Annotated in this window: 16 protein-coding genes; 10 read left to right on the top strand and 6 right to left on the bottom strand. The window is 43.8% G+C overall.

Translation table 11 applies throughout. From position 1 onward, the window contains the following. Positions 1-186 precede the first annotated feature (186 nt). Together AACT19_RS15365 and AACT19_RS15360 are read right to left on the bottom strand one after the other, a co-directional pair. On the bottom strand, positions 187-2,214 hold the full coding sequence (locus AACT19_RS15365; RefSeq protein ID WP_017083659.1) for a sensor histidine kinase: 2,028 nt from the start codon (positions 2,212-2,214) through the stop codon (positions 187-189). Continuing rightward, positions 2,204-3,667 carry a sigma-54-dependent transcriptional regulator gene (locus AACT19_RS15360; RefSeq protein ID WP_076647116.1) on the bottom strand — a complete coding sequence of 488 codons (1,464 nt, stop codon included), beginning with the start codon at positions 3,665-3,667 and terminating at the stop codon, positions 2,204-2,206. Before AACT19_RS15360 ends, AACT19_RS15365 begins: the two co-directional genes overlap by 11 nt. A gap of 302 nt (positions 3,668-3,969) precedes the next feature. On the opposite strand from AACT19_RS15360, the gene AACT19_RS15355 reads away from it, so the two are divergent. From AACT19_RS15355 to AACT19_RS15330, 6 genes are all read left to right on the top strand, one after another. Beyond that, the gene (locus tag AACT19_RS15355) at positions 3,970-4,776 is read left to right on the top strand and encodes a substrate-binding domain-containing protein (RefSeq protein WP_017077255.1); all 807 of its coding nucleotides are present in this window, start codon (positions 3,970-3,972) and stop codon (positions 4,774-4,776) included. Positions 4,777-5,007: 231 nt separating this feature from the next. After that, positions 5,008-5,706: an ABC transporter permease gene (locus tag AACT19_RS15350; RefSeq protein ID WP_076647114.1), complete on the top strand. Its 699-nt coding sequence runs from the start codon at positions 5,008-5,010 to the stop codon at positions 5,704-5,706. 10 nt (positions 5,707-5,716) lie between these two features. Then, positions 5,717-6,436, top strand: coding sequence for an energy-coupling factor ABC transporter ATP-binding protein (locus AACT19_RS15345; RefSeq protein ID WP_004733775.1), 720 nt, complete (start codon positions 5,717-5,719; stop codon positions 6,434-6,436). Next, a complete protein-coding gene (mobA, locus tag AACT19_RS15340) occupies positions 6,414-6,998 on the top strand; it encodes a molybdenum cofactor guanylyltransferase MobA (RefSeq protein ID WP_004733776.1) in 585 nt (194 codons plus the stop codon). The genes AACT19_RS15345 and mobA overlap by 23 nt, the downstream gene beginning before the upstream one ends. Beyond that, complete coding sequence (locus AACT19_RS15335) at positions 6,998-8,815, top strand: bifunctional molybdopterin-guanine dinucleotide biosynthesis adaptor protein MobB/molybdopterin molybdotransferase MoeA (RefSeq protein WP_076647112.1); 1,818 nt, start codon at positions 6,998-7,000, stop codon at positions 8,813-8,815. The genes mobA and AACT19_RS15335 overlap by 1 nt, the downstream gene beginning before the upstream one ends. A 282-nt stretch (positions 8,816-9,097) precedes the next feature. Further along, entirely contained in the window at positions 9,098-9,364 is a 267-nt protein-coding gene (locus AACT19_RS15330) for a DUF2960 family protein (protein WP_004733780.1), read from the top strand. A 201-nt stretch (positions 9,365-9,565) separates the two neighbouring features. Here AACT19_RS15330 and nagK read toward each other — a convergent pair whose 3' ends face one another. After that, positions 9,566-10,474, bottom strand: coding sequence for an N-acetylglucosamine kinase (nagK, locus tag AACT19_RS15325; protein WP_004733781.1), 909 nt, complete (start codon positions 10,472-10,474; stop codon positions 9,566-9,568). A gap of 162 nt (positions 10,475-10,636) precedes the next feature. Continuing rightward, complete coding sequence (locus AACT19_RS15320) at positions 10,637-11,383, bottom strand: tRNA-uridine aminocarboxypropyltransferase (protein WP_076647110.1); 747 nt, start codon at positions 11,381-11,383, stop codon at positions 10,637-10,639. 68 nt (positions 11,384-11,451) lie between these two features. Between AACT19_RS15320 and AACT19_RS15315 the strand changes: the two genes are divergently transcribed. Next, entirely contained in the window at positions 11,452-12,255 is an 804-nt protein-coding gene (locus AACT19_RS15315) for a sterol desaturase family protein (protein WP_076647108.1), read from the top strand. 240 nt (positions 12,256-12,495) lie between these two features. On the opposite strand, the gene AACT19_RS15310 is transcribed toward AACT19_RS15315, so the two are convergent. Beyond that, positions 12,496-14,541 (bottom strand): methyl-accepting chemotaxis protein, encoded by a 2,046-nt coding sequence (locus tag AACT19_RS15310; RefSeq protein ID WP_076647106.1) that lies wholly within the window; start codon positions 14,539-14,541, stop codon positions 12,496-12,498. A 104-nt stretch (positions 14,542-14,645) separates the two neighbouring features. On the opposite strand from AACT19_RS15310, the gene AACT19_RS15305 reads away from it, so the two are divergent. Then, positions 14,646-15,131 (top strand): C40 family peptidase, encoded by a 486-nt coding sequence (locus tag AACT19_RS15305; RefSeq protein ID WP_017083653.1) that lies wholly within the window; start codon positions 14,646-14,648, stop codon positions 15,129-15,131. 114 nt (positions 15,132-15,245) lie between these two features. Here the strand turns inward: AACT19_RS15305 and AACT19_RS15300 are convergent, their stop codons facing one another. Beyond that, on the bottom strand, positions 15,246-15,590 hold the full coding sequence (locus AACT19_RS15300; RefSeq protein ID WP_004733787.1) for a DUF3802 family protein: 345 nt from the start codon (positions 15,588-15,590) through the stop codon (positions 15,246-15,248). Between the two features lie 616 nt (positions 15,591-16,206). Between AACT19_RS15300 and AACT19_RS15295 the strand changes: the two genes are divergently transcribed. Together AACT19_RS15295 and AACT19_RS15290 are read left to right on the top strand one after the other, a co-directional pair. After that, positions 16,207-17,073 (top strand): fructosamine kinase family protein, encoded by an 867-nt coding sequence (locus tag AACT19_RS15295; RefSeq protein WP_076647104.1) that lies wholly within the window; start codon positions 16,207-16,209, stop codon positions 17,071-17,073. A 114-nt stretch (positions 17,074-17,187) separates the two neighbouring features. Continuing rightward, positions 17,188-17,391: a CPXCG motif-containing cysteine-rich protein gene (locus AACT19_RS15290; RefSeq protein WP_004733789.1), complete on the top strand. Its 204-nt coding sequence runs from the start codon at positions 17,188-17,190 to the stop codon at positions 17,389-17,391. The last annotated feature ends 50 nt before the right edge of the window (positions 17,392-17,441 follow it).

The following is a 17,441-nucleotide window of genomic DNA, read 5'->3' as shown; positions in this document are numbered from 1 at the left end:
ACTGTGTTACATATTCAAAAAGAGGTGCTCGTCAAACAGTCAGAGGTTGAGATTTAGTTGGCGATAGTTTAGTAGTGCAGGATTTTCGTGCTTGGGCTGAAACGTTCATGTAACAGCCCAAGCGCAGTAGAGATATTATCGGGTGATAATATGGTTGGATTCGATTCGAGCTTAAAGCTAAAAAAATTATAGGTTTGAGACCAATAACTGTGGTGTCGCTTTTTGCTGAAGGTAGATACTAAAGCGGCTTCCCTTGCCTACTTCTGATTCGACACGGATCTCGCCGCCCGTTTGGCTCAAGATACTTTGAGATACTGACAAGCCTAAGCCTGTACCATCACGTTTGGTGGTGTAGAAAGGCGAAAAGATGCGTTTCAATTGTTCTTCTTTTATACCGCAGCCTTCGTCTTCGACATGAACGATTGCACCATGAGACACGCCATTCTCCACCCAGTCTTCACTTGAGATAGTTAATGTGCCCTGTCCGTCCATGGCATGAATCGCGTTCATCTGTAGGTTAACCAAAATCTGCAAAAGTTGGTTTCGGTTAACTTCCACAGACGTTTTCGCATGCAGTTGCGATACGTAGACAATGCCTTTCTTTTTCGCGCCTGTTTTTACGAGCGTAATACTTTCATCCACTATTGGATTGATATGTTGCCACGTAATTTCGTCTTGTACACCGCCATGACGGCTATATTGAAGCAAGCTTCGTGTGATGTTTCGGATTCGGTCAATCTGTTCCATGATGGCGTGGACTTCTTCGTCTACACGAGCGACTTCGTCACCGAGTTCAAACTTCATCAATTCGACGTTGCCAAGAATCACCGCTGTCGGGTTGTTAATCTCATGGGCGATGCCCGCGGTTAATTCGCCTAGCGCGGCTAACTTTTCATTGACCACCAGCTTGTCTCGAGCTTGGTTTAATAGTTTGATATGCAGTTCGAGTTCTTCGGTTTTCTCTTTCAAGCTAGCAGTACGTGAATGAACCTTACATTCGAGTTCTGAAGCGGCTTGTTGGATCTCTTGATTACGTTCGTGCAGCAAATCTAACATCTTGTCGAATTGCTTAGCGAGTAAGGTGAGTTCGTGTTGATCGTTCAAACCAAGAGTACCAATTCGCTTGTCTTGCCCCATCTGCACTAGCTTCACCACTTTATGAATGCGTTCAATGGGATTGAAAAGATCACGAGCACCACGGTGAACGATCAAACCAGAAGCCAGTAACAACAACACAATCGTAATACTGATTTCACCAAGGTTGGTTAAGTACGTTTCCACCAATGGCCAAATCAGATAACCGGTATAGAGCATGCCGATGACGTTATCGAATTGGTCATGAATCGGTTGATACGCAGTGATGTACCAAGCGTCGTAAACATACGCCCTATCTAGCCACTCTTTACCTTCATTCAATACTTTAGAATGAACCTCGTGAGAAACACGAGTACCAATTGCGCGCCCTGCACTTTCTTCGCTGCTCAACGGTACATTAGTGCTGACACGTAGGTCATCAAGAAACACAGTAACGGTGCCAATACGACGATTGAACCCCTCGCGTTGCGGATAAATGAGATTGCTGATCTGATCAACCAACTGTGTGCTGTTATTAAGGAGGATCCCGCCATCAAGAAAACCAATCACGTGATCATTCTTGTCACGAATCGACACAACGGTGCGGCTAACTAAACCTCGAGTTTCAACATTTTGACTATTGAGCATTGGGACTTCGGCTTGCCTGGCAAGGTTTTGGTCTAAATCGTTGAGTTCGTTTTGGCTCAATACACTAAAGAACGATTCTTTGTGTGTCAGGTTTAGGTATTCAAGTTTTTTCTCCATACTCTCGACGCTGCGCCAGCGTAGAAAATCGAGTTCATAGCGAGATTTGTTTTCAGAAACCCAACGTGTGAGCTCTTCTTTCGAAATATCGCTCGTGAGTTTGATTCGGAAGTTGTAAGACTCAGCAAATGCTTGAACGTTATAGGCCTGTTGGTTCTGAATTAGATGGATACTGTTGTCGGCAACATCCAAACGCTCATCGACATCAATCAGAGCACCCTGCCACGTGTAATGTACTGACCAATACAGTGTTATAGCGACAAGCGCACACAAAGTAAGAATGATGGGAGCGGATGTTAGAAATAGCAGGCGATAACGCACCATGGTTTTGAACCGGAACGCCCACTTTGTCCACCAATGACGTCTAATCGGCATATTCAGAGCCTTCTGTGTTCCATTCTTTGTACTTACGCTCTAGTGTTTTACGCGCCACACCGAGATCTCTCGCTGCTGCAGATTTATTGCCATCATGAAAACTCACCAGTTGTTCTATGTGAGATTTCTCGACTTCTTTGAGTGTCCAAGTGTTCGGGTAACCCTCAGCTGCGTCTACATTATTCAAGTTTGGTATTTCCGCCCCATGTGACACCGTCACTGAAATGCTGGTTGGGGCTGGATCACCATTCACTTCTCGCCAATAGTGTGCTGGTGGCTTGTCTAAAAGAATGCATCTTTCGACTAAGTTCTTAAGTTCGCGGATATTGCCCGGCCATTCGTATTCATTCATAGCCAAGATATCTTCATGTGCCCAGTTTGGAACCGGCATACCCAGTTCACTAGATAAAAGACGAGTGAAGTATGGAACAAGCTCTATCAGATCAGACGGTCGTTCTCTCAATGGCACAACATCAATCTTAAGTACATTGAGTCGGTAGAACAGATCGCGACGGAAGTGGCCTTTATCGACCTCTTCTTGAAGGTTTCGGTTTGTTGCTGCGACGACACGTACATCGACAGCGATCTCTTTCTCACTGCCAACTGGACGAATAGTACGTTGCTCTAACACACGTAACAGCGCAGCTTGCATTGGCAGTGGCATTTCACCGATCTCATCAAGGAACAAGGTGCCACCACTTGCGACTCTGAATAGACCTTCACGGTTTTTCTTCGCACCAGTAAAGGCACCAGACGTGTGGCCAAACAATTCGCTTTCTAAAAGCTCAGGCGCAATTGCACCACAGTTAATTGGCACGAATGGCCCTGTTCGTTTGCTAGCTTCATGTACACCACGAGCAACTAACTCTTTACCCGTACCCGACTCACCTTCTATAAGAACTGATGCTCTTGACGGTGCAAATTGACTGATCAGTAATTTAAGCTGTTTAGTCTTGTCTGAATTGCCGATCAATTCGGTCTTGATATGACGGCTAACATCACGCTTCAACGCATACTGCATTCTTTGGTCAAGGCGCTTGTCCATACAACGCAGAACCGCTTGTATCATTTGTTCGAGGTTGAATGGCTTAAGAATAAAATCTGAAGCACCAAGCTTAAGCGCAGATATCGTCATCTCTAAATCAGCATAACCTGTCATGAAAATCACATCGGCACGTTTGTCGTTGTCGTTAAACGCCTCTTCCCACTCAATACCAGACCGACCTGGCAGGTTGATATCAAGAACAATGAGATCAAAATGCTCGCTCGAACGCAGTATTTCGGCTTCTTCAACCGACCCCGCACTCGATACCTTGCCAAAGAACTTACCCAGTGCTTTCTTTAAAATAGCCTGCATACCCATTTCATCATCCACAACCAAGACGGAAAACGCTTGATATTGAGTCAATGTGTTCGGGTTGAGGTTCGGTGCAGATGAACTAGGTAAAGACATAATGATTAGCCGGTGGGGAAAGTTGGGACAGAGTGTACCAATTAACCTTTTGTGCAACAGGGACAATGTGCGACATTTTGTCCTAGCTCATGTTTTGATTCATTTTAGAGGGCTAAATGACGCAGTTTTGTCCGAAATAACAGCAATTTAATGAGATCTGATGCATGATTTATTGGCATTAAGATTGCTTATAAGGTGTAGATTTCTAATTACAACAATTAGCGTCTTATGCACATGCACTTTTTGAGCCCTTTAAAACTGAAGGCATGTCATTCATTTATAACAGAATGGACATAATAATAATGAAAGCAATTCCCCTAACTATTGCAGCTCTATCTATCGTCAGTTACACGGCTAGCAGCGCGGAAGACACCACCCATATCAAATTGGCGACAACCACAAGTACCTACCACTCAGGTCTACTTGACTACTTATTACCTGAGTTCGAAAAAGATTCTGGTATCAAAGTTGATGTTTTAGCGGCGGGTACAGGTAAATCACTTCGCATGGGTGAGAATGGCGATGTAGACCTAGTGATGACTCACGCACCAAAGGCTGAAGCGAATTTCGTTGAACAAGGTTACGGGGTTCTACCTCGTAAGCTGATGTACAACGACTTCGTCATTGTTGGGCCACAAAGCGATCCAGCGAAGATCGAATCTCAAAAAGCAGTAACTGATGTGTTCAAAGCAATCGCGAACAATAACGTGACCTTCGTTTCTCGTGGTGACGACTCTGGTACTCATAAGAAAGAGATGGGTATTTGGGCACAAACTAAAATGGAACCAAACTTCGGTGGTTATCGCAGTGTTGGTCAAGGCATGGGCCCTACTCTGAACATGGCGTCAGAGATGCAAGGCTACACCATGACAGACCGTGGTACTTGGTTGGCTTACCAAAACAAATTGGATCTTAAAATCCTTTTCCAAGGTGACAAGAACCTGTTTAACCCTTACCAAGTGATTCTTGTTAACCCAGAACGCTACCCGAGCATCAACTATCAAGCTGCGAAAGTATTCAGTGATTGGCTGGTTAACCCTAAAGGTCAGAAACTGATTAACGACTTTAAACTGCACGGCAAACAGCTGTTTGTTGCGAGCGCAGAATAGTTGGTTGTAAGCGCAGAGTAGTTGGTTGTAAGAAATGAGTCGTTGCTTGTAAGTAAAGCGTAGCGTTGAAGGTGTAGTCAAAACCAACAAGCACTACACTTAGCTAAACAGTTAACGAAGCACTCTTAAAAACAATAGCTGGCCAATTCAAGCTCAAATAGTTTGTGTCAGCTATGATTAACATCAGTCATTACCGATAAAGACCTATTATCGATTCACACGAGATACTTCATGACCCTATGGCAAACAACGATTGATGCAATGAACCTACTAGTGAGTTTTGACCACGAATTGTGGAAAATCGTCGCGGTATCTTTCAGCGTATCTTTGTCCGCCATCTCATTAGTGATTGTTCCTGCAATCCTTATGGCTTTCTTATTGGCTTATACCGAGTTCCCCGGGAAGTGGGCATTGTTATCGGTGATCAACACCCTGCAAGCTATCCCAACCGTGGTTATCGGTTTGTTGATGTACATGATGCTCTCTCGTTCTGGCCCACTCGGTGATTGGGAATTACTGTTCACCCAAAAGGCGATGGTTCTAGGTCAGATGCTGATCTGTTTCCCAATCCTAGTCGCGATGATGCACGGCGCTCTCCAAGCCAGTGACCGCCGAGCGGTTGAAACGGCGCGCACGCTTGGCGTATCAACGACTCGTGTGGCGTGTACGTTAATTTGGGAAACGCGCTTCCCTCTTTTAGCTGCAACTATCGCTGCCTTTTCTCGTATCGTCACTGAGGTTGGTTGTTCAATGATGGTCGGTGGCAACATTATGGGGATGACAAGAAACATCCCAACAGCTATCGCTATGGAAAGCCACAAAGGCGCATTCGCTCAAGGCGTCGCCCTCGGTATGGTGTTATTAGCATTGGCATTAGCCCTTAACTTTTTCCTTTCCAGTGTGAGAGGAAAAGGCTATCTAAGAACTTAGGAACGCTGTCATGAGTATAAAAATAACAACGCAGCAAATTTCAATGCGCTACAAAGAGCGTGTTTTGTTCCATATTCCCGAATTGTCGATCGGCCCCAACGATGCCATTTATCTCAAAGGAGATAATGGTGTGGGTAAAACGACCCTACTTAAAATATTGTCTGGATTGATTCAGCCAAGCTCTGGCCGCATTCAATCTCCGACACAAAGCTGGCAGCAGATCTTATTCCCTAGGCTCAAGTTCAAAGACATTATCTACCTGCATCAAACCCCCTATCTTTTTGATGGTTCGGTGTACCAAAATGTCGCTTATGGCATTCGCTTTAACAAAGAGAGCCAAAAAGATAAGCGAGCTCAAATAATTAATGCGCTGAGAATGGTAGGTTTAGAAACCTTGGCAGATGAACACATTTCTGTGTTGTCTGGTGGTGAGCGTCAACGCGTTGCAATGGCACGAGCCTGGATTCTTAAGCCGTCAATCTTGCTTATGGATGAACCAAGTGCCTCTTTAGACAAAGAATCTATTGAAAGATTGGTGATAATGGCCGAAGATCTTCTTCAAAGAGGCGCGAGTTTAGTCATCACTAGTCACCAAACTAACGCGTTAACCGACTTATGTAAGAAGCAATGGTGGATCAAAGACAATACTTTGACCGAATCGCCGCTTCTGCAAGTTATTCAGAAAGATAAAGCACAAGAGAATATTTATGCTGCTTCCAACGCAAACTAGTTGGGTTATTTTGGCTGGCGGACAGGCCAGCCGCATGGGCGGAAAAGATAAAGGACTTGTTGAGCTCAACGGTTCTCCGCTTATTCAATACGTTATAAACAAGCTGTCACAACAAGATGTCAGCATCACCATCAATGCCAACCGTAACTTAGACAGTTACCAAGCATTTGCTCCGGTTGTTTCCGATTCCTTCCCTGACTATCCAGGTCCATTGGGCGGCATTCATGCTGGCCTTAAAAACGCGAGTACAGACTGGGTCGGCTTTGTCCCTTGCGACAGCCCACAAATCAGTGACGACCTTGTTGAGCGTTTTTGTTCTGCAGTTAAAGAAGACAGTGACATTCTTGTCGCGCATGATGGCGAATTTAAGCAACCTGTATTCACCCTATTCCACAAACGTGTTCTGCCAAAGCTAGAAGCGTTTTTGGAACGTGGTGATCGTAAAATCATCTTGCTATACAAAGAATGTGTTACCGAATACGTTGATTTCAGCGATTCTCCTAACTGCTTTGTTAATCTGAACACGCCAGAAGAACTCACCCAATTCGGAACGCTTCAATAATGAAAGATTCAAAACAACGCCCTAACCTTCCTCTATTGGGCTTTGCTGCTTATAGCGGGACAGGTAAAACAACGGTACTTGAAGCGTTACTGCCTCTGCTGACTAATGCGGGTTTAAAAGTGGGTGTGTTAAAACATGCTCACCACGATTTTGATGTCGATAAGCCGGGTAAAGACAGCTACCGTTTACGTAAAGCGGGCGCAAACCAAATGCTGATTGCATCGCGTAATCGTCACGTGATGATGACAGAAACGCCAGAAGCCGAAGCTAATTTTGATTACCTTCTGACACGTTTCGATACCAACACGCTGGACTTGATTCTGGTTGAAGGCTGTAAAAACATCGCCTTCCCTAAAATTGAATTGCACAGAGATGAAGTCGGTAAACCTTGGTTGTACCCGAACGATAACAACATTATTGCTATCGCGGCAGACATCCAAGTTGAATCAGAGCTGCCACAAATGGCGATCAGCGACTTAGAAGCGATTCGTGATTTCATCATCAATTACGCACAGTCCTTTGACCTTTCCTCAACAGCAGGCAAAGCCGTGTCATGCTCATCTTCAAAAGACGCTGCGCCCGCAGTGTGTTGTGATTCGTTCTCTCCTGCAGGTTTAACCGTTACTCAAGGCCAACAAAAGATTGTTGATAGCATTGACGCGCTCGATCTCACAGAGAGTGTTGAACTACTGCAGGGCTACGGTCGTGTTTTGGCTGAAGATGTAATCTCGCCAATCAATGTGCCTCAAAACACCAACTCAGCAATGGACGGCTACGCAATTCGTAGTGATGATTTAGAACTGGATAGTTACCAACTGGTTGCTGAAGTTATGGCTGGTCACAGCTACGAGCAAACTGTTCAACAAGGTGAAGCCGTTAAGATCATGACGGGTGCACCAATACCTGAAGGCGTTGATGTTGTTGTGATGCGCGAACAAGCCGTTCAAGATGGCGATAAGGTTAGCTTCCCTGATGCTAAAATCTCGGTTGGACAAAATGTCCGTATGGCGGGTGAAGATTTAGAAATCGGCCAACCTGTCTTTACTCGTGGTACACGCATCGAAGCACCTGAAATGGGCATGATGGCGTCGTTAGGTTTTGGTACCTGCCCTGTCCTGCGTAAAGTTAAAGTGGGTGTGTTCTCCACGGGTGATGAAGTTCAAGCACCGGGCAGCGAGCAAAAACCAAACTCTATCTATGACTCAAATCGTTTTACTATTATCGGCATGCTTCAAAAGCTTGGCTGTGACATCGTAGATTACGGCATCATTGAAGATGATGAGCAGAAAATGATGGACGTGCTGCACTCTGCGTCGTTAGAGACCGACATGGTTCTGACTTCTGGTGGCGTGTCTGTCGGTGATGCGGATTACATCAAGCTTGCGTTAGATAAGCTAGGTGAAATCAACTTCTGGCGTATCAATATGCGTCCGGGTCGCCCACTGGCTTACGGCAAAATTGAAAACAAACCTTTCTTCGGTTTACCGGGTAACCCAGTTGCTGTGATGGTGTCGTTTATTAACTTTGTAGAACCCGCGATCCGCAAGCTTCAAGGTCAAACCAACTGGACGCCAGTGAAAGCAAATGCCGTAGCGACTGAACAATTGCGTTCACGCCAAGGTCGTACCGAGTTCAGCCGTGGTGTGTTCTCGATGAATGAATCGGGTGTGCTTGAAGTGAAAACGACGGGTAAGCAAGGTTCAGGTATTCTGCGTTCAATGAGCGAAGCGAACTGCTTAATCGAAATCTCGCCGGCGGTTGATACCGTGAAGGTTGGCGAAACAGTGACGATCATTCCGCTACAAGGTCGCGTTTGATTCAAAGCTCAAACACCTAAATTGACTTGGCCGCTTTTTAATTGACTTAGAAGCTCTTTGCCAAAACATAGATGAAGCCCCTTCTATCGAGCTTTCGATGTTATGGGGCTTTCTTTTCTGTTCGTTTTATAAAAGACAACCTGTTCGTTCCTTAAAAGACGAAAAGCTTAAATAGCGATAAGCCTGAAGAACGATAATCTTAAGATTTTTTATCATAACCTTGAGCCACGTACTGTTTTTATGTAGAGTGCGCGCAAAGTAATAATTCTATTGGAGAGCATCATGGCTCGTACCATTCTGTACACTTACAAAGATGAAGACAAAGAGTTACTGTTTTCGAAACAAGAACACCGCACGATCCAAGAAGCTGTAGCTGCAGCCGAAGGTATCGACATCACTGAGTACCTAAAAACTGAGCAACAGCTTGAGTTTATTTCTGATACTAAAGCGGTTCGTAACTACCAAGACAACTATTTCCGTAAGCTAGGCTTTACTAAGCTTACGTTGAAGCAAAAAGACAACCTTGGTGTTGGTAAAAAGAAGAAGTAGGCCCTCTGGCTTCTTTTTCTCGATCTGTAGCTTCTAGCTTTTCGTTTATACTTGAGAGCTAAGAGCTAAGAGCTAAGAATTAAGATCTAAAGAAACGAAAACACCGAACAATAAAAAATGCCGCAACCTCTTTCGAGATTGCGGCATTTTTATTTGTGCTTTTAACTATCTAACCTTAATTAGCTTAACGGTAAGTAACGATTACTTAATGTTAAGGAATGCAGCTCCGCGAACGCCACCTGAATCACCGTGCTTCGCTTTGATGATTTTTGGACATTTCGCTACAGACAATAGGTATTTAGGAACACGCTTTGGCATCTCTTCGTAGATAAGTTCAAAGTTTGAAAGTCCACCACCCAGTGCTACAACATGCGGGTCAAGTGCAGTAAATAGGTTTGCGAAACAGATAGCCAATAGCTCCATGAAACGGTCAACGTGCTCAGCTGCTTTTGCTTCGCCTTCGTTGTACGCTTGGATGATTTCAATCGCTTTCTTTTTCTCACCGAAGTAGTGCTCATAAATCAGTTCAAAGCCGCGACCAGATAGGTAGCTGTCTAAACAACCTTTCTTGCCACAACCACAGCCTAGTAACGGTGCGTTGTCGCCAAGGTGGAACCATGCATCAATAGGAAGACGCATATGACCGAGCTCGCCAGCAACGTGGTTGCGTCCTGAGAATACTTTGCCATCAAAAACCAAACCACCACCAAAACCAGTACCTAAAATTAGGCCCGCTACTGATGGTTCATCTTTCAATTCATCATCCCACGCTTCAGACAGCGCAAAACAGTTAGCATCGTTCTCGATTTTAACACTACGACCAATCAGTGCTTCTAAGTCTTTGCGTAATGGCTTACCTGTTGAAGCCGGTACGTTAACAACAAGCATAGTACCGTCGTCCGCATCTTCCATACCAGGAAGACCAAGGCCAATTTTGCCTTCGCAAGAGAATTCGCTATCGTATTTTTTTACCAAACCGGCAATCGTATCAAGTAGCAGTTGATAATCTTCAGTAGGCGTTGGTACGCGTTCGGTTGCTACTCGCTCAAGTTTTTCATTGAACGCACCAAACTCAATTTTTGTGCCGCCAACATCAAAGCCGTAATACATGAAATCTCTCCAATTTTTCCCTAAATTCGGGCAAATAAAATTTTAAATTAAACAACTAGGAAGCATTATCCATAACACTCCCCCTACAAACCGTGATAGATAACAAACTTATCTCGTGTTCGAATCTGTTTGAACAACAAGTCAGCACAAAGCGGTTAAAGGTTAGAGTGACGTCTCACTTTTAGTATGCTCTATGAAAGCATTCAGGCTTGGCTTGGTTGGATCCGATTTATAACGTGTCTTACTCAACATGTAGCTTTCACGAAATGCTTCAAACCATAGCTGTAAAGTCTTAGCGCCCTGCTCTTCACCGGCTTGTTTCAAAACTAAGCTCGCTACTTCGGCCGTTGATAGATGTTGTTCGTTGTCTGACTTACGCATCATGTATTGAGAAACCGATTCCGGTTCAATCGACAACACCGGTAAATCTTGCAGATACTCTGAGCGACGGAAGATACGTCGTGCTTCGCGCCAACTGCCATCAATGAAAATCAGCAACAGTGTTTTGTTTGGGTCACGCATTTGTGGCAGATCTTGAACTACGCGCGTTTTGTCGTCGGTATAGTCTTCAGGGAATACGATCACAGGTTGGTATTTGTCATCTTTGATGACATCCAACATCTCTTGATTTGGCTCAGTACGATGCCAAAGGTAGGCGTAACTGTCTTTAACCGTATCAACAATCAAACGGCCAGTGTTACTTGGCTTTAAGATTTCGTTGTCTGACAAGATCAACATAGTCGCGACGTTCGTATCAACGTTAGGTTGATGTTCACAGATACAGCTGTCTTGTTTGATTTTACAGAATTCACATCGCACGACTTTACACCCGCGCGCATTAAACGGTTTGGTAGCAATGGACAAACGATGTTGATATAAACGGTGAAAAGCGTGGATTCTCATGGACAATAACGATAACTCTAGAAAAGTGGCACGATTGTACTTACAGTGTCCTTAGAATGATAGAAGGAATTCCCATGCAAGACCCATCACTGCTTCGCCTTGTTTGTTTTATTGTCGTTTTTGGATTGTGTGCGCTTTGGGAATACCGTTTTCCGCGTAAAACACTGACTCAAAGCAAATGGTTTCGTTGGGGGAATAACTTTGCGTTGGTTGCTTTGAACAGCTTTCTATTAGCCACTCTGATTCCTATCGCAGCATTCCAAGCGGCGGTCATTGCACAAGAAAACCAATGGGGTCTGTTCAATACCCTGTCACTTCCTAAAGAACTCACCATTCTGATCTGCGTTTTACTGTTAGATTGCGCCATTTACCTGCAGCACTTGGTGTTTCACCGTGTTCCTTGGTTGTGGAAGCTACATCGAGTTCACCATGCGGACCTAGATATTGATGTCACAACCGGAACGCGCTTTCACCCTATTGAGATGATTCTTTCAATGCTCATCAAAGTAAGTTTGGTGATCGCACTTGGTGTCCCTGTTATCGCAATCGTGATATTTGAAATTGTTCTTAATGCGAGTGCGATGTTTAACCACAGTAATGCACGCCTTCCGCTATGGATGGATAAGCGATTGAGAAAAGTGATTGTGACCCCAGACATGCACCGCGTTCATCACTCGGTTATCGTAAAAGAAACCCACTCAAACTTTGGCTTCTTTTTATCTGTGTGGGACATCTGGTTTAAGACTTACCGCGATCAGCCTAAGCTTGGCCACGATAACGTTCAGATTGGCGTTCCAGAGATTCAAGATGGTAAAGAACAACGGTTAGATCTGATGCTACGTCAGCCATTTACTCAATTCCCGACGACGAAAAACTAGGTTTGAAGTCGTTTGAGGCTCAAGCTTATCTTGAGGCCAAAATTACCTTAAAGCCAAACTTATCTTAATAACAAACTTATCTGAATCCGAAAGCAAACGCCCTTAGATTCTTCCGAGAATTTAAGGGCGTTTCTGTGTCGATAGTTGTTATAAGCGTAGTTATTGATTAAGTGCTGCTAGTGCTTAAACTCTTGCGTTATCTAGCTTACCTCTCACGCTCGTTTATTTCAGTACGTTTGTTTATTTCAGCACGTACTTGTGAAGCATAGCTTGTTGGTGCCCTGCTATCTCACCAACTTGCTCTGAACTCTCGATCATAGATTCAAGTTGAAGTTTAGTATTCTCACCCTGCTCAGACACGCGAGTGATAGAATGCGTTACATCGACAGTCGCACGGGCTTGTTGTTCGGTTGCCACCATGATTTGCTCAACACGTCCTTTGATCTGGCTAACCGCGAATTCGATTTTCTCGAAGGCTTGTTTTACATCGCCACTGGTTTCCAGTGCATTCGCCATTTCGCTTCTCGATTCTGTTACAGAAGCACGTGAGCGATCAGCCGCAGCCACCAATTCGTTCATCATATTACGAATATTAGTGGTTTGCTGAGAGGTACCACTCGCCAGTTTTCGTACTTCATCGGCAACCACGGCAAACCCGCGACCTTGCTCCCCTGCTCGCGCTGCTTCTATTGCGGCATTCAATGCGAGTAAGTTGGTGTTTTCAGCAATACCACTGATCACGTCGACCATTTCACGAATCTGTTTAACGCGAATATCCAAGTCCGTCATCGATTCTTGATTCAGGCTAAGAGATTGCTCGAGTGCTTGTAATCGCTTCTGATTAAGGCCGATCACTTGGCTACCATTGACTGATTCGTTTTCTGCTATCTGCGCGTCGTCATTCGATGCGTTCGAGATACGAGCAATCTCACCAATGGATGCTTCGAGCTCTGTAATTGTGGCGATCATATTCTGTAGCGATTCGTTCTGCTCGTTCAAGCTTGAATTGGTTTGCTCGGCAGCGTCATGGCTTACTTCAGCCGTTTGATAAAGCGTTTCACAGTTACGCGTTACTAAACGAACCGAATCCGCGGTGGAATCAACGACCGTATTGAGTTTTGAAGTAATAACTTGCAACTCTAGCGGCCCCATCAGTTCACTCTGTTTAGAGAAGTCATGCTCTGCGAGTGAACTCAATTGTTGAGTAATGTTTTTAAGCCCTTTATTCATCCAGCGACGTAATACAAACCATGAGAGCACGATGATTATGGCAATCACTAGCCCGCTGATAAACAACACACGATCAATGTTTGTGATGGTTTGATTTACAACGAGTTCACTTTCATCAATCAGTTGGGAGGCTGTAAAAGACAACTGATTCAGTGTGCTGATGACGGTGTTAGCTAAAGTGATGACTTGCGTTAGGTTCTGCTCTTGCTGCTGAACCAGTTCGAGTTTCAAGAGGATTTGTTTGATTACACCTTCTTCGGTAAAGCCTTCTTTCACCATTTCGTACGGAGCCGTCAAGCTTGCGAACTCAGCAATGTCTGGGTGCCAATCGGCAAAATCGCTGTAAGCCAAGTTAAGGCCTGCGATTCGGTTTCTCAATTGACGGTATTCGTCTTGTGCTTTATCAATGTCAGATTGCATCATCAACATCAGGAAGGTGTTCGCCATAGCAGACGCACTGGATGTAAATCGGTTCGCTGCATCGCTCGCTTCTGGGTTGTCTTCAACCAAGAATGAGCTGATTCGGTTCATTTCAGGTCCGATAGATCCAACGCCATAACGGAACTCGCCCATTTTACTGTCGATCAGATTTTGCTTACTTTGAATATCAATCTGTGCCAGCAATACCGTATTAGTCATGGTTTGCAGTTGCGCCATATCATCAATAAGGTTTTGTTGTTGCTCTAAAGAGATCGCATCAGGAAAAGATTGGGAGATAAAAAGGAGTTCCTCAAGCGTGGTATTACTCTCTGTTGCGAGTTGGTCAATTGAAACCCTTGTCGAATTCAGCGCATCTAAGTCGGTTGACTGGGTGCTATAGGTGAGAAGTTTCACTTGCTCTAATACGCTTTGCGTTAATTCGGCGTTGTGTAAAGCAAGGGGTAAAGCTTGTTCTGAAAGTGCGTCAAAATGTCCTCCGACTCGTTCAACTCCCCGAATGCTAACCATTGATAAAAAACTAACGAGTAAAAGAATGGAAATAAATACAGCAGTGACGGTTTGAATGAGCGAGAATGTATAACGTGAGGGTTTTATTGATAAATTTGTGTCGGGCATGTGAAATCCAGTTTGACTACGAAAAGAGATATCCTTAAGTTAGTTCGTATACTAGAAGTCCTTGATGACGTTTTTATTTCAGTTTTTTGTCAGAAGAGTTACATATGAAATTCAGAAAAATGGCTGTAGTTACAATAACTTTAGCAACATTGGCTGCGTGTAGCTCGTCACCATCGCCTTCTCAGCTTAGTCAAACCGCACAGAAACCCTTATCAAAGTCAGAACAATTGACTACAAACGCTTATATGAGCGTGTATGAACAGTGGAAAGGTGTGCCATACCATTTCGGAGGGACATCATTTCGAGGCGTAGATTGCTCCGCTTTTGTTCAAATTGCCGTGCAAAATGCGACACAACAAGCCCTACCGAGAACCACAAAAGATCAGAGCAAAAAGGGAAAAGAAATAGCGTATGGACAAGCAACAAGCGGAGATTTGGTATTTTTCAAAACGTCGATGACGGTAAGACACGTAGGTGTGTATTTAGGAAATAATCAATTCCTACATGCTTCGACATCGAAAGGTGTCATCATATCGAGGTTGGATAACCCTTATTGGGCTTCTAAGTTTTGGCACTTTAGGCGTTTATAGCGGTTTAAAGTCTTAACCGCTAAACGAAGTCACTTTTAAAGCTACGACGTAAACGCCTATCATCGTGAACATAATCATCGTGAAAAAATGACTAACGAGGAAATGGACAAATAGTTAGTCGTATTTAGCAACAGCAGAATCAAATAGATTCTTCACTAGCGCGATGTATTCATCTAGAAATACAATTTGCTCGTTGGTCGCTTTCTTAGCCCATACACCCGCTAATACTTCGCCTAAATCCGCTACCACAGCATCGGCTTCTTTCAAAAGTTGAAAACGAACACTCGAATGCAACTCTGGATTTTGCTCAAAAATAGCCATGATGTTTGTTGAAATCATGTCTGTGATGATGTCTTCAACACTCTCATTGCCTGTATCGCCATTACTATTTGTAAAGACATCCAGATTAAACGATAAGTGCTCGATCAGAGCCAAATAGCCATCGGTTTCTACAACCACAATAAATCTCCGTTTTAAGCTCAAGAGCAGATTAATACGTACTTGCTTAATACTATGTAAATGAAGCGATTTGTCATCACTTTATTACCAAAAACCGTATTAAAATGATCCTAGTTAGTGTTTCAGCTTAAATATTAAACCAATAGCTGAATATATACGTGTCGCTAGATGTCTGTTGGTCAAGATACTTGCAGACTCAGCACGTCATCATTACTCGGCTATTAAAGAGTTAGTAAAGAGCTAGCAAGCTCAGATGGTCACGTGCCCTATCGTTAACTATAGTCGTTTCAACCTACTCTAATAGCACATTTAAGTTGATGCGCAGACAATAACAAGCTCCAACTACTTTTCCAGTTTGTTTCGACCAAAACCGTTTCGATTGTGAGGCCAGTTCCAAACAATTCTATAACTTCGCCTTGCCAATTTCTGTTTGTATTTCAAAGAGCTTGAATCAGTTCGAGTTCACAAATCAGCCAATTGATTCTACATAAGGTGAAGAACAGATAAGAACATTGACGAGTACGTCTATAAATTGCTCAAATTTATCCTAAACTATGGCTAACAAACAGTATTTCTAACCTTCAATTTTTTAACTTTCAGTCTTTGAGGATTTCCTATGTGGCAGGCCATTTCTCAACAACTTTCAGATACTCTTCTATTTAACTTTCAGATTACTGAACGTACCAAGGTTTCTGGTGGTGACATTAACGATTGCTTTATGATCAGCGATGGTAATGAACGCTACTTTGTAAAAGTAAATCAGCGAGAATTTTTACCTAAGTTTGAAATCGAAGCTGAGAACTTACGCTTGTTAAGAGAAACCTCCACCGTTTATGTGCCTGAGTTGGTACTGATTGGTAAAACCAAAGAATGCTCATTCATTATTCTCAATTACTTGCCAACTAAGCCGCTTGATACGGGTAATAACAGCTTTGATTTCGGGGTGCAGCTTGCTCAGCTTCATAAATGGGGCGAGCAAAAAGAGTTTGGTTGTGACCAAGATAATTATATCGGTAGTACGCTTCAGCCTAACCCTTGGCATAAGAAATGGGGTCGCTTTTTCTCTGAACAACGCATCGGCTTCCAACTGCAACTGCTAAAAGAGAAAGGCATTGAATTCGGCGATATTGATGACATCGTTGATGTGGTGAATATGCGTCTTGCTGGGCACAACCCTTGCCCTTCGTTGCTTCATGGTGATCTATGGAATGGCAACGTAGCGAATTCAGCCTTTGGGCCAATCTGTTACGACCCCGCTTGTTATTGGGGCGACCATGAATGTGACTTAGCGTTAACGGAATTGTTTGAAGGGTTTCCAAAAGAGTTTTATGAAGGTTATCAGAGCGTCAATCCACTCGACGTTGGCTATACTGATCGGAAAGACATTTACAACTTGTACCATCTTCTTAACCACTGCAATCAATTTGGCGGCGAATATTTAGCACAAACTGAAGCATGCATTCAGAAGATACAAGCCGTTTAATACCAATCACAGCTAGCTATTGCGTTCTATAAAGCTACTGCATAGATCTATACAAGCTACTGCGATCTTTAAAGCTAATACGATTTGGACAAGCTTCAGTGAGGAGAATTAGCCATGCATAAATACACAGAGAAACATGTCTCGTGCCCCCACTGTGGGCATGCAATCAGCATAACGCTCGATGCTTCTAATGGGAGCCAAGATTTTTATGACGATTGCCCGGCGTGTTGCAATGCCATTCACCTCGATATGCAGGTAGATGAAGTCAGAGACAGAATTAACCTCTCGATTGATGCAGACGACGAACAAGTCTTCTAACACCTACTCTCTTGTCGAGTTGGATCTACACCTGGATTTAGAGCTACACC

Origin of the sequence: Vibrio sp. 10N.222.47.A9, assembly GCF_963872585.1 — a bacterium.
In the GTDB taxonomy this organism is placed as follows: domain Bacteria; phylum Pseudomonadota; class Gammaproteobacteria; order Enterobacterales; family Vibrionaceae; genus Vibrio; species Vibrio splendidus.
The sequence above is the reverse complement of the archived record's forward strand: the minus strand, read 5'-3'. Positions and strand labels throughout refer to the sequence as shown.